Source organism: Amycolatopsis sp. 195334CR (assembly GCF_017309385.1).
Lineage (GTDB): Bacteria > Actinomycetota > Actinomycetes > Mycobacteriales > Pseudonocardiaceae > Amycolatopsis.
The window spans coordinates 1,159,882-1,183,187 of record NZ_JAFJMJ010000003.1 but is presented as its reverse complement, the minus strand read 5'-3'; the positions used below and the strand labels follow the sequence as shown (position 1 = coordinate 1,183,187).

Annotated in this window: 25 protein-coding genes; 17 read left to right on the top strand and 8 right to left on the bottom strand. The window is 70.3% G+C overall.

All coding sequences use genetic code 11. The annotated features are described in order from the left end of the window. The first annotated feature begins 223 nt into the window (after positions 1-223). Genes JYK18_RS42715 through JYK18_RS42700 form a run of 4 tightly spaced genes read left to right on the top strand, consistent with a single transcriptional unit; the run spans position 224 to position 4,087 of the window. Positions 224-517, top strand: a complete 294-nt coding sequence (locus JYK18_RS42715; RefSeq protein WP_206809687.1) for a hypothetical protein — start codon at positions 224-226, stop codon at positions 515-517. Beyond that, complete coding sequence (locus tag JYK18_RS42710; protein ID WP_206809686.1) at positions 514-1,347, top strand: hypothetical protein; 834 nt, start codon at positions 514-516, stop codon at positions 1,345-1,347. Before JYK18_RS42715 ends, JYK18_RS42710 begins: the two co-directional genes overlap by 4 nt. A gap of 60 nt (positions 1,348-1,407) precedes the next feature. Next, positions 1,408-3,321 carry a fumarate reductase/succinate dehydrogenase flavoprotein subunit gene (locus JYK18_RS42705; RefSeq protein ID WP_206809685.1) on the top strand — a complete coding sequence of 638 codons (1,914 nt, stop codon included), beginning with the start codon at positions 1,408-1,410 and terminating at the stop codon, positions 3,319-3,321. A 1-nt stretch (position 3,322) separates the two neighbouring features. Next, positions 3,323-4,087, top strand: coding sequence for a succinate dehydrogenase/fumarate reductase iron-sulfur subunit (locus tag JYK18_RS42700; protein ID WP_206809684.1), 765 nt, complete (start codon positions 3,323-3,325; stop codon positions 4,085-4,087). Between the two features lie 60 nt (positions 4,088-4,147). On the opposite strand, the gene JYK18_RS42695 is transcribed toward JYK18_RS42700, so the two are convergent. The 4 genes from JYK18_RS42695 to JYK18_RS42680 all read right to left on the bottom strand — a co-directional run bounded on the left by JYK18_RS42695 (position 4,148) and on the right by JYK18_RS42680 (position 7,402). Further along, a complete protein-coding gene (locus JYK18_RS42695) occupies positions 4,148-5,044 on the bottom strand; it encodes an amino acid ABC transporter permease (protein WP_206809683.1) in 897 nt (298 codons plus the stop codon). Then, complete coding sequence (locus JYK18_RS42690) at positions 5,041-5,721, bottom strand: amino acid ABC transporter permease (protein ID WP_206809681.1); 681 nt, start codon at positions 5,719-5,721, stop codon at positions 5,041-5,043. The genes JYK18_RS42695 and JYK18_RS42690 overlap by 4 nt, the downstream gene beginning before the upstream one ends. 93 nt (positions 5,722-5,814) lie before the next feature. Next, complete coding sequence (locus JYK18_RS42685) at positions 5,815-6,633, bottom strand: glutamate ABC transporter substrate-binding protein (protein ID WP_242584022.1); 819 nt, start codon at positions 6,631-6,633, stop codon at positions 5,815-5,817. A gap of 40 nt (positions 6,634-6,673) precedes the next feature. Further along, positions 6,674-7,402: an amino acid ABC transporter ATP-binding protein gene (locus JYK18_RS42680; protein ID WP_194240316.1), complete on the bottom strand. Its 729-nt coding sequence runs from the start codon at positions 7,400-7,402 to the stop codon at positions 6,674-6,676. Between the two features lie 241 nt (positions 7,403-7,643). On the opposite strand from JYK18_RS42680, the gene JYK18_RS42675 reads away from it, so the two are divergent. After that, positions 7,644-8,318, top strand: a complete 675-nt coding sequence (locus tag JYK18_RS42675) for a response regulator transcription factor (RefSeq protein ID WP_206809677.1) — start codon at positions 7,644-7,646, stop codon at positions 8,316-8,318. A 1-nt stretch (position 8,319) separates the two neighbouring features. Continuing rightward, positions 8,320-9,765, top strand: a complete 1,446-nt coding sequence (locus JYK18_RS42670; RefSeq protein ID WP_206809676.1) for a HAMP domain-containing sensor histidine kinase — start codon at positions 8,320-8,322, stop codon at positions 9,763-9,765. On the opposite strand, the gene JYK18_RS42665 is transcribed toward JYK18_RS42670, so the two are convergent. Continuing rightward, positions 9,762-10,688, bottom strand: coding sequence for a TAXI family TRAP transporter solute-binding subunit (locus JYK18_RS42665; RefSeq protein WP_307796317.1), 927 nt, complete (start codon positions 10,686-10,688; stop codon positions 9,762-9,764). The genes JYK18_RS42670 and JYK18_RS42665 overlap by 4 nt on opposite strands. A gap of 95 nt (positions 10,689-10,783) precedes the next feature. Between JYK18_RS42665 and JYK18_RS42660 the strand changes: the two genes are divergently transcribed. The 5 genes from JYK18_RS42660 (at position 10,784) to JYK18_RS42640 (ending at position 13,895) form a co-directional block, all read left to right on the top strand. Next, positions 10,784-11,008 (top strand): ribbon-helix-helix protein, CopG family, encoded by a 225-nt coding sequence (locus JYK18_RS42660; protein WP_153030612.1) that lies wholly within the window; start codon positions 10,784-10,786, stop codon positions 11,006-11,008. Beyond that, positions 11,008-11,355 carry a type II toxin-antitoxin system PemK/MazF family toxin gene (locus JYK18_RS42655; protein WP_277992427.1) on the top strand — a complete coding sequence of 116 codons (348 nt, stop codon included), beginning with the start codon at positions 11,008-11,010 and terminating at the stop codon, positions 11,353-11,355. The genes JYK18_RS42660 and JYK18_RS42655 overlap by 1 nt, the downstream gene beginning before the upstream one ends. Positions 11,356-11,399: 44 nt before the next feature. Beyond that, positions 11,400-12,863, top strand: coding sequence for a tRNA (N6-isopentenyl adenosine(37)-C2)-methylthiotransferase MiaB (miaB, locus tag JYK18_RS42650; protein WP_206809675.1), 1,464 nt, complete (start codon positions 11,400-11,402; stop codon positions 12,861-12,863). Next, positions 12,860-13,327, top strand: a complete 468-nt coding sequence (locus JYK18_RS42645) for a hypothetical protein (protein WP_206809674.1) — start codon at positions 12,860-12,862, stop codon at positions 13,325-13,327. The genes miaB and JYK18_RS42645 overlap by 4 nt, the downstream gene beginning before the upstream one ends. A 106-nt stretch (positions 13,328-13,433) precedes the next feature. Next, positions 13,434-13,895 carry an FCD domain-containing protein gene (locus tag JYK18_RS42640; RefSeq protein ID WP_206809673.1) on the top strand — a complete coding sequence of 154 codons (462 nt, stop codon included), beginning with the start codon at positions 13,434-13,436 and terminating at the stop codon, positions 13,893-13,895. A 268-nt stretch (positions 13,896-14,163) separates the two neighbouring features. On the opposite strand, the gene JYK18_RS42635 is transcribed toward JYK18_RS42640, so the two are convergent. After that, positions 14,164-15,498, bottom strand: a complete 1,335-nt coding sequence (locus tag JYK18_RS42635; protein ID WP_206809672.1) for a DUF349 domain-containing protein — start codon at positions 15,496-15,498, stop codon at positions 14,164-14,166. Positions 15,499-15,680: 182 nt separating this feature from the next. On the opposite strand from JYK18_RS42635, the gene JYK18_RS42630 reads away from it, so the two are divergent. Genes JYK18_RS42630 through dapF form a run of 3 tightly spaced genes read left to right on the top strand, consistent with a single transcriptional unit; the run spans position 15,681 to position 18,167 of the window. After that, positions 15,681-16,382 (top strand): class III extradiol dioxygenase subunit B-like domain-containing protein, encoded by a 702-nt coding sequence (locus JYK18_RS42630; protein WP_206809671.1) that lies wholly within the window; start codon positions 15,681-15,683, stop codon positions 16,380-16,382. Further along, complete coding sequence (gene miaA / locus JYK18_RS42625) at positions 16,379-17,305, top strand: tRNA (adenosine(37)-N6)-dimethylallyltransferase MiaA (protein WP_206809670.1); 927 nt, start codon at positions 16,379-16,381, stop codon at positions 17,303-17,305. The genes JYK18_RS42630 and miaA overlap by 4 nt, the downstream gene beginning before the upstream one ends. A 37-nt stretch (positions 17,306-17,342) precedes the next feature. Continuing rightward, positions 17,343-18,167, top strand: a complete 825-nt coding sequence (dapF, locus tag JYK18_RS42620; RefSeq protein WP_206809667.1) for a diaminopimelate epimerase — start codon at positions 17,343-17,345, stop codon at positions 18,165-18,167. Positions 18,168-18,169: 2 nt separating this feature from the next. Here the strand turns inward: dapF and JYK18_RS42615 are convergent, their stop codons facing one another. Then, complete coding sequence (locus tag JYK18_RS42615; RefSeq protein ID WP_206809665.1) at positions 18,170-19,417, bottom strand: MFS transporter; 1,248 nt, start codon at positions 19,415-19,417, stop codon at positions 18,170-18,172. 62 nt (positions 19,418-19,479) lie between these two features. Here JYK18_RS42615 and JYK18_RS42610 point away from each other — a divergent pair, with 62 nt between their 5' ends. Genes JYK18_RS42610 through JYK18_RS42600 form a run of 3 tightly spaced genes read left to right on the top strand, consistent with a single transcriptional unit; the run spans position 19,480 to position 22,547 of the window. Continuing rightward, a complete protein-coding gene (locus tag JYK18_RS42610; protein WP_206809663.1) occupies positions 19,480-19,980 on the top strand; it encodes a transcriptional regulator in 501 nt (166 codons plus the stop codon). A 43-nt stretch (positions 19,981-20,023) separates the two neighbouring features. Next, the gene (hflX, locus tag JYK18_RS42605; RefSeq protein ID WP_206809661.1) at positions 20,024-21,469 is read left to right on the top strand and encodes a GTPase HflX; all 1,446 of its coding nucleotides are present in this window, start codon (positions 20,024-20,026) and stop codon (positions 21,467-21,469) included. Positions 21,470-21,521: 52 nt separating this feature from the next. Further along, positions 21,522-22,547, top strand: coding sequence for a hypothetical protein (locus tag JYK18_RS42600; protein WP_206809660.1), 1,026 nt, complete (start codon positions 21,522-21,524; stop codon positions 22,545-22,547). A gap of 1 nt (position 22,548) precedes the next feature. Here JYK18_RS42600 and lexA read toward each other — a convergent pair whose 3' ends face one another. Further along, the gene (gene lexA, locus JYK18_RS42595) at positions 22,549-23,202 is read right to left on the bottom strand and encodes a transcriptional repressor LexA (RefSeq protein WP_206810040.1); all 654 of its coding nucleotides are present in this window, start codon (positions 23,200-23,202) and stop codon (positions 22,549-22,551) included. Between the last annotated feature and the right edge of the window lie 104 nt (positions 23,203-23,306).

The window sequence follows — 23,306 nt, the reverse complement described above, 5'->3', positions numbered from 1 at the left end:
GTCCGGTCTTCGTGGTGACGGTCCACACAGTACCGAACAGCGAACCGCGAATCAAAATCGATCCAGAAGAACGTCGGACGTGACCCCGATCACGTACGGCGACCAGGGTGTGCTACTTGTCACACTGGACAAGGCAAGGCAGAGTCAGGCATCAGCGCGCCCCACCACGGTGCGGCCCGGCCCCGGCTTCGCCGCACGAACTGACTGACCGTCGGAGGTACGTATGACCACCACCGAGTTCACCGAACTGCGCCGCACCATCGGGCAGTTGCGACAGTGCGTAGGCGCGCTGCGAGCCAAGTACGGCGAGGCGCCCGCGGTGCGCCGGATCGCCAACGACGTGGAGCGGCTCGAGATCGACGTGAACGAGTTCGACGACACGCCCCCGGTGCCCCAGCAGGCCCGCGCCACCGACCGCTCCAACGTGGTCGTGGTCCCCGACACCCCCTACGACCCGTCACTCTGGCACGGCGCTGACGACGAAGGCGTCGGCGGCTACCAGCGTGACCAGCGGTGAGCGCCCCGGCTCGCGACGAGGCAAGCCGGGCGGGTACCGGGGTCTTCGCGCCGAGGCGCGCGAAGATCGCCGAACGGACCCTGCGCAAGGACCGGTGGTGGCTCTCGCCACTGCTCACCACGCTCGGCCTGGCCACGTTCGTCATCTACGCGACGATCCGGTCGTTCGTGCGCACGGCGTACTGGGTGGAGGAGTACCACTACCTCACGCCGTTCTACTCGCCCTGCCTGAGCGATTCGTGCGTGGCCGGGTCGAGCCACTTCGGCACGCCCTTCGGTGAGCTGCCCGGGTTCATCCCGCTCGGCTTCGTGGTGCTGCCGTTCCTGCTCGGCTTCCGGCTCACCTGCTACTACTACCGCAAGGCGTACTACCGGTCGGTGTGGTTCTCGCCCCCGGCCTGCGCGGTCGCCGAACCGCACGCGAAGTACACCGGCGAGACCAAGCTCCCGCTGATCATCCAGAACGTCCACCGCTACTTCTTCTACGTCGCGCTGGTGGTCTCGCTGATCAACACCTGGGACGCGATCACCGCCTTCCACGGCTCCGGCGGCGGCTTCGGCTTCGGGCTCGGCAACATCGTGCTGACCGGCAACGTGATCATGCTCTGGGCCTACACGCTGTCCTGCCACTCGTGCCGGCACATCACCGGCGGCAGGCTGAAGCACTTCTCCAAGCACCCGGTGCGGTACTGGATGTGGACCCAGGTGACCAAGCTGAACAACCGGCATATGACGCTGGCGTGGATCACGCTCGGCACCTTGGTGCTGACCGATTTCTACGTGATGCTGGTGGCCAGCGGCACGATCGCCGACCTCCGCTTCGTCAACTAGCAACCCCTTTGCACGACTTCAACGACAACGGCGTCAGAACGCACTGAGGTGGATTGATTCATGACCGAGGTCGAACGGCACAGCTACGACGTGGTGGTGATCGGCGCCGGTGGGGCCGGCCTCCGCGCGGTGATCGAGGCGCGGCAGCGCGGCCTCAGCGTGGCTGTGGTGTGCAAATCGCTGTTCGGCAAGGCGCACACCGTGATGGCCGAAGGCGGCTGCGCGGCATCGATGGGCAACGCGAACGAGCGCGACAACTGGGAGACGCACTTCCGCGACACCATGCGCGGCGGGAAGTTCCTGAACAACTGGCGCATGGCCGAACTGCACGCGCGGGAGGCGCCGGACCGGGTCTGGGAGCTGGAGACCTACGGCGCGCTGTTCGACCGCACCGCCGACGGCCGGATCAGCCAGCGGAACTTCGGCGGCCACACCTACCCGCGGCTGGCGCACGTCGGTGACCGCACCGGGCTCGAGCTGATCCGCACCATGCAGCAGAAGATCGTTTCGCTGCAACAGGAGGACTTCAAGGAGCACGGCGACTACGAGGCGAAGATCAAGGTCTTCGCCGAGTGCACGGTCACGGAACTGATCAAGGACGGCGACCGGATCGCCGGCGCCTTCGGCTACTACCGCGAGAGCGGCCGGTTCGTGTTGTTCGAGACGCCGGCCGTGGTGCTGGCCACCGGCGGCATCGGCAAGTCGTTCAAGGTCACCTCGAACTCCTGGGAGTACACCGGGGACGGGCACGCGCTGGCACTGCGCGCCGGGGCGACGCTGATCAACATGGAGTTCGTCCAGTTCCACCCGACCGGCATGGTCTGGCCGCCCAGCGTCAAGGGCATCCTGGTCACCGAAGGCGTTCGCGGTGACGGTGGCGTGCTGAAGAACTCCGACGACAAGCGCTTCATGTTCGAGTACATCCCCGACGTGTTCAAGGGGCAGTACGCGGACAACGAGGACGAGGCCGATCGCTGGTACACCGACCAGGAGGAGAACCGGCGCACGCCGGACCTGCTGCCGCGCGACGAGGTGGCGCGGGCGATCAACTCGGAGGTCAAGGCGGGCCGGGGTTCCCCGCACGGCGGGGTGTTCCTGGACATCGCCAGCCGGTTGCCCGCCGAGGAGATCCGGCGGCGGCTGCCCTCGATGTACCACCAGTTCAAGGAACTGGCCGATGTGGACATCACCGCCGAGCCGATGGAGGTCGGCCCGACCTGCCACTACGTGATGGGCGGGATCGAGGTCGACCCGGACACCGCGGCTTCGGTGGTGCCGGGGCTGTTCGCCGCGGGCGAGTGCTCCGGCGGCATGCACGGCTCGAACCGGCTCGGCGGCAACTCGCTGTCGGACCTGCTGGTCTTCGGCAGGCGCGCCGGCCTCGGCGCGGCGTCCTATGTGGAGGGTCTGGAGCGCAGGCCGGTGGTGTCACAGGAACGGGTCGACGCGGCGGCGAAGATGGCCGTGGCACCGTTCGACCCGCCGGCGAACGGGGTCGAGGAGAACCCGTACACCCTGCACACCGAACTCCAGCAGTCGATGAACGACCTGGTCGGCATCATCCGCAAGGCCGAGGAGATCGAGCAGGCGCTGGCCAAGCTGGCGGAGATCCGGCAGCGCGTGCACCAGGTGGTGGTCGAGGGGCACCGGCAGTTCAACCCCGGCTGGCACCTGGCGCTGGACCTGCGGAACATGCTGGTGGTCAGCGAATGCGTGGCCAAGGCGGCGCTGATCAGGACGGAGAGCCGCGGCGGGCACACCCGCGACGACCACCCGCAGATGGATTCCCAGTGGCGCAACAGGTTGCTGGTGTGCCGGGTGGACGCGGGCGACGAGGTGGTGCCGCCGGTGACGGTCACGCCGAAGCAGCAGGAGCCGCTGCGGCAGGACCTCCTCGAACTCTTCGAGCTGACCGAGCTGGAGAAGTACTACACCGAGGAAGAACTGACCACGCACCCGGGAAGGCAGGCCTGAGATGGGGTACAAGGCGAGCTTCCGGGTCTGGCGCGGCGACGACACCGACGGCGAACTGCAGGACTACACCGTCGAGGTGAACGAGGGTGAGGTCGTGCTCGACATCATCCACCGGCTGCAGGCCACCCAGGCACCGGACCTGGCGGTGCGCTGGAACTGCAAGGCGGGCAAGTGCGGTTCGTGCTCGGCGGAGATCAACGGCCGCCCGCGCCTGCTGTGCATGACCCGGATGTCGGTGTTCGCCGAGGACGAGGTCATCACGGTGACCCCGATGCGGACCTTCCCGGTGATCCGGGACCTGGTCACCGACGTGTCGTTCAACTACACCAAGGCACGCGAGATCCCGTCGTTCACCCCGCCGGCGGACCTCAAGCCCGGCGACTACCGCATGCAGCAGGTGGACGTCGAGCGCTCGCAGGAGTTCCGCAAGTGCATCGAGTGCTTCCTGTGCCAGAACACCTGCCACGTGGTGCGTGACCACGAGGAGAACAAGGAGGCGTTCGCCGGCCCGCGGTACCTGATGCGGATCGCCGAACTGGAGATGCACCCGCTCGACGTGGCCGACCGCCGGGACGTCGCGCAGGACGAGCACGGGCTCGGGTACTGCAACATCACCAAGTGCTGCACCGAGGTCTGCCCGGAAGGCATCCACATCACCGACAACGCGCTGATCCCGATGAAGGAGCGCGTGGCCGACCGCAAGTACGACCCGATCGTCTGGCTGGGCAACAAACTGTTCCGGCGGGGCACCTCCGACCGCCCCTGAAACGCGAAAAACGGGGGCCGCCGGAATGGCGGGCCCCGTTTTTCGCGTTCTGGATGCGGCTCAGACAGCGCGACCGGTGGCCATGTCGGTCACCGCGTTCGGCGCCTCGCTCAGCGGTTCGGCACCCTTCGGGGCCTTCTTCCGCCGCGACAGCTTCTTCTGCAGCCACGAGGCGAAGCTGGTCAAGATGAAGTTCAGCACCACGTAGATGATGCCGATGACGATGTAGGTCGGAATGGTGTTGTTGAAGTTGCCGGAGATCACGTTGGCCTGCCGCAGCAGGTCCGGCACCGACAGCGCACCACCGGCGAGCGCGGTGTCCTTCAGGATGACCACCAGCTGGCTGACGATGGCGGGCAGCATCGCGGCCACCGCCTGCGGCAGCAGCACGTTGGTCATCGTCTGGGTCTTGCGCAGGCCCAGCGCCGACGCGGCCTCCGTCTGTCCCTTCGGGAGGGACAGGATGCCGGCGCGCACCACCTCGGCGAGCACGGAAGCGTTGTACAGCACCAGACCGGTCACTGCGGCGAAGAGCACGCGGTTGTCCGAGTCCACATCGGTGTACTCCGAGTAGAACTCGTTCGCGAAGATCATCAGGATCAGCACCGGGATGGCGCGGAAGAACTCCACGATGATGCCGGCGATGGTGCGGACCCACTTGTGGTCGGACAGCCGCGCGATGCCGAAGACGGCCCCGACCGGCAGTGCGATCACAATGGACAGTCCCGCGATCAGCAGGGTGTAGCCGAGGCCGGGCAGCAGGAAGGTCACCCACGTGCCGCCCTCGACGAACGGCGTCCACTTCTCGCCGGTCAGCTGGTTCTTCGCGGCCAGCTGGGCGATCACCAGGTAGGCGATCAGCACCAGGAACGCGGCGAAGATCACCGAGTAGACGAGGTTGCGTGCCTTGGCCTTCGGGCCGGGGGCGTCGTAGAGAACCGAGGGGGCGCCGCTCATCGTTTCACCGCCACTTTCTTCGCCACCCAGCCGAGCAGCAGCCCGACCGGCAGGGTGAGGAGCACAAAGCCGAGTGCGAACACCGAGAACACCAGGATGATCGCGTCGCTCTCGTTCTCGATCATCTCCGCCATCAGCAGCGAGGCCTCGGCGACACCGATGATGCTGGCCACCGTGGTGTTCTTGATCAACGCGATCAGCACGCTCGCCAGCGGCGCGATCACCGAGCGGAACGCCTGCGGCAGCACGATGATCCGCAGCACCTGGGTGAAGCTCAGGCCCAGCGCGCGGGCTGCCTCGGCCTGGCCGACCGGCACCGTGTTGATGCCCGAGCGCAGCGACTCGCAGACGAAGGTCGAGGTGTAGGCCACGAAACCGAGGACGGCGAGGCGGAAGCTGTTGTCGATGATGAAGGTCGGCGAGTCCTGCGGCGCCAGGTTGACGGCCAGCGTGGAGGCCAGGCCGATGGAGCAGAAGAAGATGATCACCGTCAGCGGAATGTTCCGCACGACGTTGACGTAAGCGGTGCCGAACCCCCGCATGATCGGGACCGGGCTCACCCGCATCCCGGCCAGGATCGTGCCCCAGACGAGCGAGCCGACGGCGGAGAGCGCCGCCAGCTGGACGGTCGTCCAGAAGGCACCGAGGATGTCGTAGTCACCGAGGAAGTCGAACACGGAAAACTCCTCGTCGGATATGGGACGGCGCGCCGCGATCAGGTCGCGGCGCGCCGCCGTGCTTCTTCATTCGGAAAAGGGAGGGACTCGCGCTTACTTCTCGGTCAGCGGCGAGGGCTCCGGGATCTTGTAGCCGGACGGGCCGACGTTGGTCTCGAGCGACTTCTTCCAGGCACCGTCGGTCTGCATCTTGGTGATCGCGTTGGCGATCGCGGTGCGGCTCTCGGCGTCGTCCTTCTTCAGGCCGACCCCGTAGTTCTCCTTGGAGAAGGCCTCGCCGACGAGCTTGAACTTGCCCGGGCTCTTGGCGGCGAACCCGGCCAGGATGACGTCGTCGGTGGTGACCGCGTCGATGCTGCCGTTCTCCAGCGCGGTGATGCAGTCGGAGTACTTGCCGTACTCCTGCAGCTGCGCCTCCTTGGAGAACTCGTCCTTGATCTTCTGCGCCGGGGTGGAACCCTTGACCGAGCACAGCTTCTTGCCGTTGAGCGCGGTGTTGCCGGTGATGTCGGTGTTGTCCGCCCGCACCAGCAGGCCCTGGCCCGCGACGAAGTACGGCCCGGCGAAGGCCACCTTCTCCTTGCGCTTGTCGGTGATCGAGTAGGTGGCGACGATGAAGTCCACGTCACCCTTCTCGATCAGGTTCTCGCGCTCGGCGGACTGGGCTTCCTTCCAGGTGATCCCGGACTCTTCGACGCCCAGCTCCTTGGCGATGTACTTCGCCACGTCGACGTCGAAGCCCTCCGGCTTGCCCGACTGCGTCTGGAGCCCGAGCCCCGGCTGGTCGAACTTGATGCCGATGGTGATCTTCTTGTCGTCCTTCGCCCGCGCGACCAGGTTCTTGCTGCCGCTTTCGCCGCCGCCACCACAGGCGGCGAGCGTGAGGCCCGCAACCGCGACGACTGCGCTCATACGCAGAACTCGACTCAACCGCATCTGATCAGGTTCCTTCCTAGTGGGTCAGGATCTTGCCGAGGAAGTCCTTCGCGCGGTCGGACTTCGGGCTGGTGAAGAACTCGTCCGGGGTGGAGTCCTCGACGATCTCGCCGTCGGACATGAACACCACCCGGTGCGCGGCGCGGCGCGCGAACCCCATTTCGTGGGTGACCACCAGCATGGTCATGCCGTCGGCGGCCAGGCTGGTCATCACGTCGAGGACCTCCTGCACCATCTCCGGGTCCAGCGCCGAGGTGGGCTCGTCGAACAGCATCACCTTGGGGCGCATGGCCAGCGCCCTGGCGATGGCCACGCGCTGCTGCTGACCGCCGGAGAGCTGCGCCGGGTACTTGTCGGCCTGGTTGGCGATGCCGACCCGCTCCAGCAGCTCCATCGCGGTCTTGCGCGCCTCGGCCGAGGAGACCTTGCGGACCTTCTGCGGCGCCAGCATCACGTTCTCGACGATGGTCTTGTGCGCGAACAGGTTGAACGACTGGAAGACCATGCCGACGTCGGCGCGCAGCGCGGCCAGCGCCTTGCCCTCGGCGGGCAGCGGCTTGCCGTCCACGTGGATCTCGCCCGAGTTGATCGGCTCCAGGCGGTTGATCGCCCGGCACAGCGTGGACTTGCCGGAGCCGGACGGCCCGAGCACCACGACCACCTGGCCGCGCGGCACCTCGAAGTCGATGTCCCGCAAAACGTGCAGGTCGCCGAAGAACTTGTTCACGGCGGCCGCCTTGATCATCGGCGGCGCCGGCGTCGCTGTGGTCATCTGGCCTCCAGGCGGCGAGCTGCGGTGTCCTTCTTGGTTGCCGTAACTCTAGTCACACCCCGTACACGGCCCTTGTCGCAGGTCTGGACTAGGCCCTTTCGCGCATGACGAGTCGGCGATGGCGGAAACTTACTCTGCTCCGTCAGGGTGTAAAGCCCGCTTGACTAACACTTAGGGTTTCAAATCGATCTCAACCCACCGGAAAGGAGCCGGCGTGCGCGTTCTGCTCGTCGAGGACGACGACCGGGTGGCCGACGCTCTGGTGCCCGCGCTGCTGCGCCGCGGGCTGTCGGTCCGCCGCCTGGCCTCGGGCGCGGAGGTGCTGGACCGGATCGCCGACGTCGACGTGGTGCTGCTCGACCTGGGCCTGCCGGACGTGGACGGCATGGTGCTGTGCTGGCGGATCCGCGAGATCAGCGACGTGGCGATCATCGTGGTCTCCGCCAGGGGTGAGGTCGACGACCGCATCCTCGGCCTGCGCTCGGGCGCCGACGATTACCTGGTCAAGCCGTACGACGTGGACGAACTGGTGGCCAGGGTGCACGCGGTCCGCCGTCGCCGCGGTGAACCGGCCAGAGCGGCGACCGGCGCGATCCGCGTCGCCGACGTGCTGATCGACCTCGACCGGCACGAGGTGACCGCGGGTGGTGAGGTGATCACGCTTTCGCGCAAGGAATTCGGCGTGCTGAAGCTGATCGCCGCCGAGGGCGGCTCGGTGTGCTCGCGCGACCGGCTGCTGACCGAGCTGTGGGGACGGCGAGGTCAGGCGGAAAGCCGCTCACTGGACGTCCATGTCGCTACCCTGCGAACGAAACTCGGCCGGGCCGAGCTGATCGAGACGGTGCGCGGGGTCGGTTACCGGCTGGGTGCGCGGCCAGACGGGGAGTGACATGCGTGTCCGGCTGCAGGCCACGGTGCTTTCGCTGGTCGCACTGCTGGTGTTCGGGCTGGGGGTGCCGCTGGCGGTGAGCGTGGCGGGCAGCGCCGGGCAGACGCTGTTCCTCGACCGCCTCACCGACACCGCGCGCTTCGCCTCGCTGGCGCAGCGGCCGCTGATCCAGAGCGATCCGGACCTCATCGCGGCCGAACTGCGCCGGTACTCCGAGGTCTACGGGATCGCGGTCGCCGTGCTCAACCAGGACGGACGGCCCACGGCCACCTCCGGCACGGTGCCCGGCTCGATCAAGCTGGACCTGGCCGACACGCGCGTGGCCGGGCAGGTGCAGTCGGCGCTGGCCGGCCGCCACTCCGAGCCGGGGCCGATGCTGGTGCCGTGGGACGAGGGCACGCTGGTGCTGGCCGAACCGGTGCTCATCGACGGTGACGTGCGCGGCGTGGTGGTCACCGAGTCACCGACCGCGCAGGCGCGCCAGGAGGTGACGCTGTGGTGGGTGCTGATCGCCACCATCGGCATGATCGCCTTCTGCCTGGCGCTGCTGGTGGCGCTGCCGCTGGTGCGCTGGATCCTGCGCCCGGTGCGCCGGCTCGACGAGGCCACCGGCTCACTGGTCGAGGCCGTGGTGAGCGGGCGCGAGGTGGCTCGGGTGGGGGAGGAGAGCGGCCCGGTCGAACTGCAGCAGCTCGGCCGCTCGTTCGACATGATGGCGGCAAGTGTAGGGGAAGCACTAGCCGCGCAACGGGCTTTCGTGGCCGACGCGTCCCACCAGTTGCGGAATCCGCTGACCGCGTTGAAGCTGCGGTTGGTGAATCTCGAAGGGCACGTGGACACCGAAGCCGAGGAACACCGCGAGGCCGCGGTCGCCGAAGCGGATCGGCTCAACCAGGTGCTCGACGGCCTGCTGTCGATGGCGCGCGCGGAAGCCTCGGCGGGTGAACTGGTCGCGGTCGACGTGGACACCGTGGTCGCCGAGCGCGCTTCGGACTGGAACGTGGTGGCGGTGGCCCGCGAGGTCAGCCTCGACGTGGAGGGCTCGACCGACGGCGTGCGCGCGCTGGCCCCGCCGCGCGGGCTGGAAGCCGTGCTGGACGCCCTGCTGGACAACGCGTTGAAGTTCACCGGGGCGGGCACCTCGGTCTGCGTGCGGACCTCCACAGTGGACGACACCATCCGGCTGACCGTGCGCGACCACGGGCCCGGTCTGCGCGTGGAGGAACTGGAACGGGCCACCGACCGGTTCTGGCGCAGCACGGCGCACCAGAACGTGGCCGGGTCCGGGCTGGGACTGTCCATTGTGGCGGAGATCGTGGCCAGGGCCGGTGGCTCGCTGAAGCTGGACCTGCCCGACGGCGGCGGGCTGCGGATCGCCGTCGAACTGCCCGCGAGTGGCGGCGCGGAGCGCTCCGTTGAGGGTGGCGGCGGGCGACGGGTGGGCTAGTTCTTGAGGTTGCGGTAATAACGGAGCGCGCCGGGGTGCAGCGCCATCGGCGCGGTCTCGATCGCGGGCCGCAGGTCGATCGACAACGCCGCGGTGTTCGCCTTGGCCAGTTCGGGGCGCGCGTCGAACAGCCCGCGGGTGAGCGCCTCGGCCACGTCGTCGGACATGGTCGTCGGCACCACCAGGAAGTTGGGCACCACCAGCGTGGTCACCGGCCCGCCGGACTGGGGGTAGGTGGAGCCGGGAATGGTCGCGGTGCGGTACACCGGGTTGACCCGGCGCATCTCGGGCATCGCCTCGCCGACGTCGATCAGCCGCAGCGGGATGCGGTTGGCCAGCGTGCTGATCGAGTTCGTCGGCAGGCCGCCGGACCAGAAGAAGGCGTCGATCTCGCGGCGTTCCAGCGCGCCGAGCGATTCGTCGAGGCCGAGGTAGCGCACGGTCATCGAACCGGGGTCGCCCAGCCCGCTGGCGTTGAGCAGCAGCTGCGCGATCACCGCCACGCCGGACTCCGGCGAGCCGATCGCCACCCGGCGCCCGCGCAGGTCGGCCAGCGAGCGCACCGGCGAGTCGGCCCGGACCACCACGTGCAGGTAGTCGTCGTAGATCCGGGCGAGCGCGGCGAGGTTGGGTTCGCCGCTGGGGTCGGTGGCCACGTCGGCCGCGCTGAACGCGACGTCGGCGGTGCCCGCGCGCAGGCGCGCCAGGTTGTCGGGGGAGCCGCGGGTCTGCTGGATCTCCGGTCGTTCGATCGCCAGCCCGGCCGCCCACGCCCCGGCCAGCGGCTGCGCGAGCTGGTAGTAGACGCCCCGGTCGTTGCCCGCGGCGATCCGCAACCGCGTGCCGGCGAAGTCCGATCCGCACGCGGTGAGGGTGGTGAGCAGCAGGAGCACGGCGGCGGTCACCCGTGTCAGAGCTGTCACGACCGCAGATGGTGCCAGCTCCGCGACCGGAAATGTCGTACATCCCGGTTACGATCCGGTAGTGCCGTGGTGGCACCCCAAGTAGCATAGGGGGTATGAAATTGAGCGTCAGCCTTTCCGACGAGGATGTGGCCTTCATCGACCACTACGCCGCCGCGGCGGACGTGCCCTCGCGGTCGGCGGTGGTGCACCGCGCGCTGGAGCTGCTGCGGGCCTCCCAGCTGGAGGACGACTACCGCGCGGCGTGGGACGAGTGGGCCGCGCTCGGGGACGAAGCCGAATGGGACGCGGCCACCGGTGACGGGGTGCTGGCGCGCTGATGCGGCGGGCCGAGATCCGGCTGGTCAACTTCGAGCCCGCGCGGGGCAGCGAGTCGAACAAGACCAGGCCGGCGGTGATCGTGAGCAACGACGGGGCCAACGTGATGGCCGGGCGGCTGGGCCGGGGCGTGGTCACCGTGGTGCCGGTGACCTCGAACGTGCGCCGGGTGTTCCCGTTCCAGGTGCTGCTGCCCGCGGCCGAGTGCGGGCTGGCGGTGGATTCGAAGGCGCAGGCCGAGCAGGTCAGGTCGGTTTCGGTGGAGCGGGTGGGCCGCCGGGCGGGCAAGCTGACGCCCGCGCTGATGGAGCGGGTGGAGGCGGCGCTGCGCCTGCATCTCGGGCTGTGACCGGCGGGGCCTACCCTGGAGGCAGATTCGCCTAAGGAGCTTTTGTGTCCCGCACCTTCCAGATCCGCACGTTCGGCTGCCAGATGAACGTCCACGACTCCGAGCGCCTGGCCGGGCAGCTGGAGGCGGCAGGCTACCGGCCGGCCACCGACGACGCACCGGACGTGGTGGTCTTCAACACCTGCGCGGTGCGGGAGAACGCCGACAACAAGCTGTACGGCACGCTCGGCCACCTCCGCCCGGCCAAGACCGCCAAGCCGGACATGCAGATCGCCGTCGGCGGCTGCCTGGCGCAGAAGGACCGCGGCGAGATCGTCAAGCGGGCACCGTGGGTGGACGTGGTCTTCGGCACGCACAACATCGGCTCGCTGCCGACCCTGCTGGAGCGCGCCCGGCACAACACCGAAGCGCAGGTGGAGATCCTCGAGTCGCTGGAGACCTTCCCCTCCACGCTGCCCGCGCGGCGCGACTCGGCCTACTCGGGCTGGGTGTCGATCTCGGTGGGCTGCAACAACACCTGCACCTTCTGCATCGTGCCCTCGCTGCGCGGCAAGGAGCGCGACCGGTGGCCGGGCGAGATCCTGGCCGAGGTCGAGGCGCTGGTCGCCGAGGGCGTGCTCGAAGTGACCCTGCTCGGGCAGAACGTCAATTCCTACGGCGTCGAGTTCGGCGAGCGGGACGCGTTCTCGAAGCTGCTGCGCTCGTGCGGTTCGGTCGAGGGGCTGGAGCGCGTGCGGTTCACCTCGCCGCACCCGGCCGCGTTCACCGACGACGTGATCGACGCGATGGCCGAGACCCCGAACGTCTGCCCGCAGCTGCACATGCCGCTGCAGTCCGGTTCGGACCGGGTGCTCAAGGAGATGCGGCGCTCGTACCGGTCCACCCGATTCCTGTCCATTTTGGACAAGGTGCGCGCGGCGATGCCGGCGGCGGCGATCACCACCGACATCATCGTGGGTTTCCCGGGGGAGACCGAAGAGGACTTCCAGGCCACGCTCGACGTGGTGCGGCAGGCGCGGTTCTCCAGCGCGTTCACCTTCCAGTACTCGAAGCGGCCGGGCACGCCGGCCGCCGAGATGCCCGGGCAACTGGCCAAGGAGGTCGTGCAGGAGCGCTACGACCGGCTGGTCGCGCTGCAGAACGAGGTGGCGTGGGAGGAGAACAAGAAGCTGGTCGGCCGGAAGGTCGAGCTGCTGGTCGCGGCCGGTGAGGGCCGCAAGGACGCGGAGACGCTGCGGATGAGCGGGCGCGCCCGAGACGGCAGGCTGGTGCACTTCACCCCGGGCGAGCAGCACGTGCGGCCGGGGGACGTCGTCGAGACGGTGATCACCTACGGCGCGCCGCACCACCTGGTGGCCGACGGGGAACTGCTCTCGCACCGCCGCACCCGCGCCGGTGACAACGCCGAAGCCGGGCTCCGGCCGAAGACGAACGGGGTGAGCCTGGGCCTGCCGAGCATCGGCGCGCCGGCCCCGCTGCCCGCGGTCACCGGGGGGTGCGCGCTGTGAGCACGCCGGACGAATCCGTCGACGAGCTGGGTGCCGACGTCGACCAGGTGGTGCGCAAGGCGTCGCGTACGGTCGACCTCGGGCACCGCGCCCTGGTCGTGTCGGTCGCGGTGCTGGTGCTGATGATCGGCATGTTGCTGCCGTGGGCGGGCGGGCACGTCGGCTGGCAGGTGCTCGGCGGGGCGGCCGGGCCGATCCCGCAGCTGTTCGCGGTCACCTCGACCGGGTTCGGCGTGCTCGGCTCGATGCTCGTGCTGATCACCCGGCGGTGGTGGATCGCGTGGGGGTGCGCCATCGGCGGCTGGTTCGCCTCGGTCGACGGCATGCTGGCGATCTGGTCGCAGCAGTCCTCGCAGGCCAGCGGCGCGGTCGGCGGCGGGCCGGGGGCCGGCCTGATCCTCGCGGTGATCGCCACCGTGGTGATCGCGTTCCAGTGGATGCGGGCGGCCTGGTCGCGCAGCTGAATCCAGCCGGCGCTAGTAGGGTTCACTCAAAGTGTCGTAGACGCACCCGAACGTGTGGGGGTTGTGCATGCACCCGACCGGTCAAGAGGTGGAGCAGCTACTGGCCGTGAGGGCCGTGCTGGCGGCCGAAGCGGCCAGGCTGGCCGCCCTGCACGCCGGCGCCGACGAGGTGCGACGGCTGCGCCGCCTCTGCGCCGACGGGGACGCCGCCCTCGCCGCCGGGGACCTGGACGCCGTGCTCGCGGCGAGCACCACCCTGCACGACTGCGTGGCGGAGCTGTCCGGGAACCCGGCGCTGCTGGACTTCGTCGGGCAGGTCGACCTGCGGGTGAGCGCCCACTACCCGGCGATCACCCGGCAGCGCGGGGCGCAGGCGTGGCGGGAGCACCACGCACTGGTCGACGCCATCGAGCGGAAGGACCCGGAGGCCGCCGCGCGCATCATGCGGGAGCACGTGGACCACACCAGGGACGCGTACCTGCGGACGCACCAGCCGGCCCCCGCCGCCGCCCGAGGCCGCCCAGCCCCGGTCCCGGCGCGGCGCCGTCGAAGCCTGCCGCGCCCCTGACCCCCGCGGGAAGCTCCTCCCACTGCGGGGCCGGACACAGCAAAGGCGGGGCACCACCTCGGTGATGCCCCGCCCCAGCGACTACTGCCCCGTCGAGCTACTGCCCCGTCGAGCTACTGCCCCGTCGAGCTACTGCCCCGTCGAGCTACTGCCCCGTCGAGCTACCGCCCGTCGAGCTACCGTCCCGTCGAGCTACCGCCCGTCGAGCTACCGCCCGTCGAGTTACGCGCCCGTCGAGCCACCGCGTCGGCCTAGCGCGTCGGCCGTGTCAGCGGTCCGCGACGGCCCGTTCCGCGGCGTCCAGCCACTCCCGCCACTGCGCGGCCTGCTCGTCGGCCTTCTTCGCGCGCCGCTCGTCCCCGGCGGCTCTGGCCTTCGCCGCCTGCGACTCGAACTGCTCGACCCGCTCGCGGAACTGCGCCGCCCTGGCCTGGGCTTCCGGGTCGGTCCGGCGCCACTTGCTCTCCTCGGCCCCGCGCACGCGGTCCTGCACGGCCTTCAGCCGCGAGTCCAGGTCGCGGATGCGCTCCCGCGGCACCTTCCCGATCTCGTCCCACCGCTCCTGGACCTTGCGCAGCTGCGACTTCGCCGCCTCCAGGTTCGCGCTCGGATCGATCTTCTCGGCCTCGGCGAGCAGCTCCTCCTTCTTCGCCGCGTTGCCGGAGAACTCGGCGTCGCGCTCGGAGAACGCCGCCGAGCGGCGCGAGAAGAAGGCGTCCTGCGCGGCGCGGAACCGCTGCCACAGCGCGTCATCGCTGTCCTTGGGGGCGCGGCCGGCGGCCTTCCACTCGCCCATCAGCTCCTTGTACCTGGCGGCGGTCGGCCCCCAGGACTCGGAGTCGGCCAGCGACTCGGCCTCGGCGATCAGTTCCTCCTTGCGGGCCTTCGCCGCCGCGCGCTGCTTGTCCAGCTCCGCGAAGTGCGAGCCCCGGCGGCGGTTGAACGCCTCGCGCGCCTTGGAGAACCGGCGCCACAGCTCGTCGTCGGTCTTGCGGTCGACGCCCTTGATCGTCTTCCACTCGTCGAGAATGGCGCGCAGCCGGTCACCGGCCGCCTTCCACTGCGTGGAGTCGGCGGCGATCTTCTCCGCCTCCTCGGCCAGTGCCTGCTTGCGCGCGACCGCGACCTCGCGAGCCTGCTCGCGCTCCTGCTTCGCGTCGGCCAGCGAGCGTTCGGCGTGCGCGATCACCTGATCGATGCGCGCGCCCAGTGCCGCGATGTCACCGACGACCGCCGCGTCGGCGAGGCCGTCGCGCAGCTGCGTCGCGCTCGACAGCGCGTGCTTCGGGTCGCCCGCGCCCGACGCCAGCCGAGTCTCCAGCAGTTCCACCTCGGTGCGCAGGTCGTCGAACCGGCGCGCGAAGTGCAGCAGGCCCTCTTCCGGGGTACCGGCCTGCCAGACACCGATGGCGCGCTCACCGTCCGCGCCACGGACGTAGACCGTGCCCTCCTCGTCCACCCGGCCCCAGCGGTCCGGGTGTGGTTCGGCCGGTGGCACCGGGGGAACCGGCTGGCCGGGGGTGTGCGCATGCGGCACCGGGTGTGGTGCCGGGGCTTCCGGGGCCGCGCTTTCCTGAGCGCCCTCGGTTGTGTTCTCCGCCATGGCAGGCTCCTTATCGCCTGTACGCCCGCTCGCGCGGGCGCCCCACCACCGGTGGGGCCGGGTCGTGCCGCTGCCGGACCACGCTCGTGTCCGTCGTGGCATTCAAACAGGTCAAGGCCCGTCGTGGTACAGGGTGCTCGCATCAGGACCCGCTTTCGGGTGGCGGGGTAACGTCGGACAGCGTGATCACACGTGCCGTCGTGGTGCCGCAGCCGCCGCTCCTGGTGCCCGAAATCGCCGCCGGGGCGCGCGAATCCACCGCCGAACTGCGGGCCGCGTGCCTGGCCGCGGCGGGCAGGCTGGCCGAAACCGCGGACCGCTGGGTCGCCGTGGGCGCGGGTGAGGAAACCGTCTCGGTGACCCCGCCGAGCGCGTGCGGTTCGTTCCGCGGGTACGGCGTCGACGTCGGCGTCGGGCTTTCCGGCCGCACCGGCGCACCCGCCGAGCTGCCGCTGTCCGCGCTGATCACCGGCTGGTTGCGCGAGCGGGCCGGGGCCGCCGAGGCCACCGTGCACAGCTTCCCGGTGGACACCCCGGCCGACCGGAGCGCCAAGGCCGCCGAGCTGATCGCGGACCGCCATCCCGGGCACGGCCTGCTCGTGCTCGGCGACGGCGCCAACCGCCACGGGCCGCGCTCGCCGGGCGGTGAGCACGAAAAAGCACCCGCCTTCGACGCCGCCGTCGCGAAGGCCCTCGCCACGGTCGACGCCGACGCGCTCCTGGCCCTCGACGCCGATTTCTGCACCGAACTGGGTGCGGGCGGGCGCTTCCCGTGGCAGGTGCTCGCCTCGCTCGCCCGCGGCGGCACCTGGACCGCCGAACTGCTGTACTCCGACGCGCCGTTCGGCGTCGGCTACCACGTCGCGGTCTGGACCCGCGCGTGACGCGCCCGATCGCGGTGGTCGGCCCGACCGCCACCGGCAAGTCCGAACTGGCCGTCACGCTCGCCCTGGCGCTGGGCGGCGAGGTGATCAACGCCGACGCGATGCAGCTCTACCGGGGCATGGACATCGGCACCGCGAAGGTGACCGCTGAGGAACGCCGCGGCGTCCCGCACCACCTGCTCGACGTGCTGGACGTGACCGAAACCGCGTCCGTGGCGGCCTACCAGCGCGACGCCCGCGCCTGCGCGGAACGGCTCATCGCCGAGGGCAAGGTGCCGGTGTTCGCCGGTGGCTCGGGCCTCTACGTGCAGGCGATCGTCGACGAACTGCGGTTCCCCGGTACCGATCCGGCGGTCCGCGCGCGGTTGGACGCCGAGGCCGCCGAAGCGGGCGCGGCCGTGCTCCACGAACGCCTCGCGCGCGTCGATCCGCAAGCCGCCGCGGCGATCCTGCCGACGAACACCCGGCGGATCGTCCGTGCGCTGGAGGTCATCGAGATCACCGGGGAACCGTTCTCGGCGAACCTGCCGCGGCCGGGGGAGCCGCGCTACGGCACCACGATGATCGGCGTCGACCGCGAGATCGCCGAACTCGACGAGCGGGTCGATCTGCGGGTGGAGCGCATGTTCGCCGCCGGGCTGGCCGACGAGGTGCGCGAGCTGGAGAAGCTGGGGCTGCGTGAGGGCAAGACGGCTTCGCGGGCACTGGGGTACCAGCAGGTGCTCGAACACGGCGACGACCTCGCGGCCGCCGCGGCCGCGACCGCGCAGGCCACCCGCCGCTTCGTGCGGCGGCAGCGGTCCTGGTTCCGCCGCGACAAGCGGATCCACTGGCTGCCCGGCGCGGCACCGGAGCTGGCCGAGCGGGTACTGGAAATCGTTGGGCACCAAGAAAGACCAGGTCGGCGCGAAGCGCTCCACTGAGGGCGGTGGCGGGAGACGGGCGGGATAAACTTTGACTATGGGCGGTATCGAATTCCTCAAGGGGCACGGCACGCAGAACGACTTCGTGCTGCTCCCCGATCCGGCCGCACGGCTGGACCTGACCCCGGCGCGGGTCGCCGCCCTCTGCGATCGCCAGCGCGGTATCGGCGCGGACGGCGTGCTGCGCGTGGTGCGTGCGGCCGATCTGGGTGTGGAGTCGGCGGGTGTGTGGTTCATGGACTACCGCAACGCCGACGGATCGATCGCCGAGATGTGCGGCAACGGCGTGCGGGTCTTCGTGCGCTACCTGGTCGACGCGGGTCTCGCCGACGGACCGGAGTTCGTCATCGCCACCCGGGCGGGTGACCGCCCGGTGGTGGTCCGCCCCGACCGGACCGTGACCGTCCAAATGGGACCGGCCACGATCACCGGCTCCTCGGTGACCATGGTCGGCGAGCAGTCGTTCTCCGGCGTCGCGGTGGACGTGGGCAACCCGCACCTGGTGTCGTTCACCGAGGACGACGTGGCCGGGCTCGACCTGCGTGATCAGCCCGCGTACGACCGCGATTTCTTCCCCGAAGGGGTGAACCTGGAGTTCGTCAACGCGCTCGGCGAGGGACACCTGCGCATGCGGGTGTACGAACGCGGGGTCGGCGAGACGCGGGCCTGCGGCACCGGCACGGTGGCCGTGGTGGCCGCCGCGCAGCACCTGGCCGGGCTCGAATCCGCCGAATCCGTGGTCGACGTCCCGGGCGGCCGCGTGGTGGTCACGGTGGCGCCGGGCGAATCCACCCTCACCGGGCCCGCCGAGATCGTCGCGAAGGGCGAACTGGACGAGACCTGGTGGGCGGCGAACGCCTGAGCTCAGGCGGGCACCGCGGCGGGGACGTCGGGGATGTCGCGCATCCGGCGCAGCGGTGAGGCGAGCACCCAGACCACGGCCAGCGCCTCCAGCGCACCGGCCACCCACAGCGTGTTCCGGATCCCGGCGAACTCACCCAGCACGCCGCCGAGCATCGAGCCCAGCGGCAGCACGCCCCAGACCACGAACCGCACGCTCGCGTTCATCCGCCCGAGCAACCGGTCCGGGCAGATCGCCTGCCGGTAGCTGACCTGCGCGACGTTGTAGACGATCACCCCGTACCCGAACACGACCAGCCCGACGACGGCGAAACCGAGCCGCCAGCCGGGCGCGGCGAGCGGGACGAGCAGGTGCGCCGGCCAGGTCAGCAGCGGGATCAACCAGATCGCCCTCGCCTGGCCGATCCGCCGGTTGACCAGGCCGGAGGTCAGCGCGCCGAGCACACTGCCCGCGCCGCCCGCGGCCAGCAGCACGCCGACCGCGGCCGCCGACAGGCCCAGCGTCCGGGTCAGGAACAGCATCTCCACGGCGAGGAAGACGCCGTTCGCGAAGTTGGCCGTCGCGGTGGCCGAGGTGATCGCGCGCAGGGTGCGGTTGCCGAAGACGAACCGCAGGCCCTCGGCGATCTGGGCGGTCAGCTTCGGGTTCTCGTGCGGTTCAGGTTCGGGTTCGGTGCGCCGGATCCGCAGCAGGCACAGCGCCGAGGTGAGGAAGCCCAGCCCGGTCATCAGCACCGCGTTCGCCGGGCCCAGCAGCTGCGCGAGACCGCCGCCGATCCCCGGGCCGACCACCTGCGAGACCGACTGGCTGGACTGGAGCTTCGCGTTGCCCTCCAGCAGCTGGTCCCGGCCGACCAGCGAGGGCAGGTACGACTGGTAGGCCACGTCGAAGAACACCGTGCACACCCCGGTCAGCAGCGCGACCACCACCAGCTGCGTCAGCGTCAGCACGCCCGCCCACCAGGCGAGGGGCACCGAGAGCAGCAGCGCCGCGCGGGCGAAGTCGGCCCGGAGCATCAGCGGCCGCCGCCGGATGCGGTCCACCCAGGCGCCCGCGGGCAGGCCGATGAGCAGGAAGGCGAGCGTCTCCGCCGCGGTCAGCACGCCCATTTCGAACGGGCTCGCGGCCAGCACGGTGGCGGCGAGCAGGGGGAGCACGGTGTGGCCGACGAACGCACCGAGCTGGCTGGCCGTGTCACCGGCCCACAACCGGCGGAAATCGGCATGCCGCCACAGGGAGTCTTCACGCACGGGGGCAGTCAAGCGGAAGTGATTGGAAACTGTCAATCACTTTGCCGACGTAGGCTACCGGCGTGGGCACGGAACGACGGACCGCGACCGAGGCCGAGGCGAACGCGCTGGCCTCGGGAATACGCCTGCGCATCATCCGGTTGACCTTCAAGGAAGCGCTGACCAACAAGGAACTGGCGCACCGGCTCGGCAAGGACCCGGCGACCGTGCTGCACCACGTGCGCAAGCTGGTGGACACCGGTTTCCTGGCCCCGCAGCCGGCCCGTCGCGGCAACCGCGGCGCGAAGGAGATCCCGTACCTGTCGACCGGGCTGTCCTGGAACCTCGAACTGGCCGAGACCGAGGAACTGGGGCAGGCCTCGCTGGAGGCCTACCTCGCCGAGGTCGCCGAAACCGGCACGGCCAAGGTCGAGCAGACGCGCCTGGTGGTGCAGCTGCCGGACGACGAGCACGCGGAGTTCAAGCGCCGCCTGTACGGGCTGCTGGAGGAGTTCGCGGCGCGCCCGGCCGACCCCGGCGCCGAGCGGACGGCGGTGTACCTGGCGCTGTACCCGAGCGCGTAATCCATTCGGCACATCCCGGGGTTCGTGGGACCATGGAAGGACGATGACGGAACTGACACACACTGATATGGCAGCCGACTTCGACGGCGAGGAGCTGTCGATCGGTGAGCTGGAACTGGAAGACCGCGCTTCGCTGCGCCGCGTCGCCGGGCTCTCCACGGAGCTCGAGGACGTCACCGAAGTCGAATACCGGCAACTCCGCCTGGAGCGGGTCGTGCTGGTCGGCGTGTGGACCGAAGGCACCGCCGCCCAGTCGGAGGCCTCACTGGCCGAACTCGCCCGGCTCGCCGAAACGGCGGGCTCGGAGGTGCTCGAAGGCATCGTGCAACGCCGGTCCCGGCCGGACCCGGCCACCTACATCGGCTCGGGCAAGGTGCGCGAACTGTTCGACATCGTGCGCGCCACCGGCGCCGACACGGTGATCTGCGACGGTGAGCTGTCCCCCGGCCAGCTGCGTCAGCTGGAGGCGAAGCTCAAGGTCAAGGTGGTCGACCGGACCGCGCTGATCCTGGACATCTTCGCCCAGCACGCCAGCTCCAAGGAGGGCAAGGCCCAGGTCGAGCTGGCCCAGCTGCAGTACTTGATCCCGCGACTGCGGGGCTGGGGTGAATCACTGTCCCGGCAGGCCGGTGGCCGCGCCGGTGGCGCGAACGGCGGCGTGGGCCTGCGTGGTCCCGGTGAGACCAAGCTGGAGACCGACCGGCGGCGGATCAACAAGCGCGTGGCCAAGCTGCGCCGCGAGATCGCCTCGATGGACACCATCCGCGAGACCAAGCGCGGTCGCCGCGTGGCCAACGAGGTGCCCAGCGTGGCCATCGTCGGGTACACCAACGCCGGCAAGTCGAGCCTGCTCAACGCGATCACCGGGGCCGGGGTGCTGGTGGAGGACGCGCTGTTCGCCACCCTCGACCCGACCACGCGCCGCGCGGACACGCCCGACGGGCGCACGTACACGCTGACCGACACCGTCGGGTTCGTCCGGCACCTGCCGCACCAGCTGGTCGACGCGTTCCGCTCCACGCTGGAGGAGGCGGCCGACGCCGACCTGCTGCTGCACGTGGTGGACGGGTCCGACCCGGCGCCGGAGGAGCAGGTCAACGCGGTGCGCGCGGTGCTCGGGGAGATCACCCGCAAGCGCAGCGAACCGCTGCCGCCGGAACTGCTGGTGATCAACAAGGCCGACGCGGCGGACGAGGTGAGCCTGGCCCGCCTGCGGAACCTGCTGCCCGGCGCGCAGGTGGTTTCCGCCCAGACGGGTGAAGGCATCGAGGCGCTGGTCGAGGCGATCGCCGAGCGCGTGCCGCGCCCGGACGTGGTGGTCGACGCGGTGGTGCCGTACACCCGCGGTGAGCTCGTGGCCAGGGTGCACGCCGACGGCGAGGTGCTCGCCGAGGAGCACACCGAGGACGGCACGCACCTGCGGGCGCGGGTCCACCCGGACCTGGCCGCCGCGCTGCACACCTTCGCGGTCGACGGCTCGCCCGCGTAACCCAGTACCTTCGACGGCGAGGGATCTTTCTTTCGCTGACGGAGGTGGGTGGGTGCGCGGTCGAGCGTGCGCGGTGGTGCTCGTGGCGGCGGTGGTGTCGTTCCTGGCCCCGGCCGCCGTCGCGCAGGAGGTGCCCGCGCCGGAGTCGGTGTGCACCGTGCGTGACTCGCGGCTGGCGGAACTGTCCGGTCTGGCGGCCGACGGGGAGCGCTTCTACGCGATGGGGGACGGGGGCACCAAGCTCCAGGTGGTGGTGCTCGGCCGGGACTGCGGGGTGCAGAAGGTGATCTCCGCGCCGGTCGACCCGTACGACGTGGAGGACCTGGCCCGCGCGCAGGACGGCACGCTGTGGCTGGCCGACACCGGGGACAACCGCAAGCAGCGCGAGACGGTCGCGCTGCACGCGCTCACCCCGGCCGGCAAGGCCACGCTCTACCGGCTCACCTATCCGGACGGGCAGCACGACGCCGAGGCGCTGCTGCTCGACGGTTCGGGCACTCCCTTCGTGGTCACCAAGAACGTGCTCGGCAAGGCCGAGGTGTACAAACCGGCGGCCGAGCTGAAGAGCCCCGGCCCGAACGCGCTGGAGAAGGTCGGCACGCTGGACATCGCCACCACCGACACGCCGGGAGGACCGGTCGGTGGGGTCGGGTCCATGCTGGTCACCGGCGGTGCGGTGAGCCAGGACGGCAAAACCGTCGCCCTGCGCACCTACACCGACGCCTATCTCTACGCCGCCCCGGACGGTGACGTGGCGGCCGCGCTCAAGCGCAACCCCGTGCGGGTGCCGTTGCCGAACGAACCGCAGGGGGAGGCCATCGCCTTCGAACCGGACGGCACGCTGCTGTCCGCCAGTGAGGGCACCGGCCAGCCCGTGCGCGCCGTGCGCGGGGCGGCCGCGCTAGCCGCCGCCACTTCGGCGGATGAGCGGCAGGGCTCACCCGGACCCACCGGTGACCCCGCGACCGGTGGATCCGAGTCGGGCGTGCCGCTGTTGCCGGCGGCCGCCATCGCCGTGCTCGTCGCGCTCGGACTGGTTTTTGTGGTGAGCCGCGTGTGGCGCGCGCGGCGCGGGTGAGCTAGAGCCGGCGCAGTACCGCGACCACCTTGCCGAGGATCGTGGCGTCGTCACCGGGGATCGGGTCGTACGCCTCGTTGTGCGGCATCAGCCAGACGTGCCCGTCCTTGAGCTTGTACGTCTTCACGGTGGCCTCGCCGTCGATCATCGCGGCGACGATCTCGCCGTTGTTCGCGGTCGGCTGCTGGCGCACCACGACCCAGTCGCCGTCGGTGATGGCCGCGTCGACCATCGAGTCACCGGTGACGCTGAGCAGGAAGACGTCGCCCTCGCCGACGATGTCCTTCGGCAGCGGGTAGACCTCTTCCACCGACTGCTCGGCCAGCACCGGGCCACCGGCGGCGATCCGCCCGACCAGCGGCACGTAGGCCGGCTTGGGCATCTGCTCCAGCGGCGTGCCCGGCTCGGCGTCCGCGGCCAGCACACCCACCGCGCGCGGGCGGTTCGCGTCGCGGCGCAGGTAGCCCTTGCGCTGCAGGGCGCGCAGCTGGTGGGAGACCGAGGACGTCGAGTTGAGGCCGACCGCCTCACCGATCTCGCGCACGCTCGGCGGGTAGCCGAAGCGGTCGACCCAGGCCCGGATCACTTCCAGGACCTGCGACTGCCGGACGGTCAAGCTCTCGTCCGCGTCCTCTGGTTCGCGCAGGGCGGGTATCTTGCTGCCCGGCGCGCCCTTCCTGACACTCACTGTGGTTCGCCTCCCAGGTGCTGGAGGCCGGTGGACGGGGTCTGCCACCGGCCCGGTTCGGTTGCCGAGGG

What these genes read in the sequence shown, in the direction of transcription:
- JYK18_RS42715 (WP_206809687.1), top strand. Translation starts at nt 224, where the DNA reads ATGACCACCACCGAGTTCACCGAACTGCGCCGCACCATCGGGCAGTTG.
- JYK18_RS42705 (WP_206809685.1), top strand. Translation starts at nt 1,408, where the DNA reads ATGACCGAGGTCGAACGGCACAGCTACGACGTGGTGGTGATCGGCGCC.
- JYK18_RS42700 (WP_206809684.1), top strand. Translation starts at nt 3,323, where the DNA reads ATGGGGTACAAGGCGAGCTTCCGGGTCTGGCGCGGCGACGACACCGAC.
- JYK18_RS42695 (WP_206809683.1), bottom strand. Translation starts at nt 5,044, where the DNA reads ATGAGCGGCGCCCCCTCGGTTCTCTACGACGCCCCCGGCCCGAAGGCC.
- JYK18_RS42685 (WP_242584022.1), bottom strand. Translation starts at nt 6,633, where the DNA reads ATGAGCGCAGTCGTCGCGGTTGCGGGCCTCACGCTCGCCGCCTGTGGT.
- JYK18_RS42680 (WP_194240316.1), bottom strand. Translation starts at nt 7,402, where the DNA reads ATGATCAAGGCGGCCGCCGTGAACAAGTTCTTCGGCGACCTGCACGTT.
- JYK18_RS42670 (WP_206809676.1), top strand. Translation starts at nt 8,320, where the DNA reads ATGCGTGTCCGGCTGCAGGCCACGGTGCTTTCGCTGGTCGCACTGCTG.
- JYK18_RS42660 (WP_153030612.1), top strand. Translation starts at nt 10,784, where the DNA reads ATGAAATTGAGCGTCAGCCTTTCCGACGAGGATGTGGCCTTCATCGAC.
- JYK18_RS42655 (WP_277992427.1), top strand. Translation starts at nt 11,008, where the DNA reads ATGCGGCGGGCCGAGATCCGGCTGGTCAACTTCGAGCCCGCGCGGGGC.
- JYK18_RS42635 (WP_206809672.1), bottom strand. Translation starts at nt 15,498, where the DNA reads ATGGCGGAGAACACAACCGAGGGCGCTCAGGAAAGCGCGGCCCCGGAA.
- dapF (WP_206809667.1), top strand. Translation starts at nt 17,343, where the DNA reads ATGGGCGGTATCGAATTCCTCAAGGGGCACGGCACGCAGAACGACTTC.
- hflX (WP_206809661.1), top strand. Translation starts at nt 20,024, where the DNA reads ATGACGGAACTGACACACACTGATATGGCAGCCGACTTCGACGGCGAG.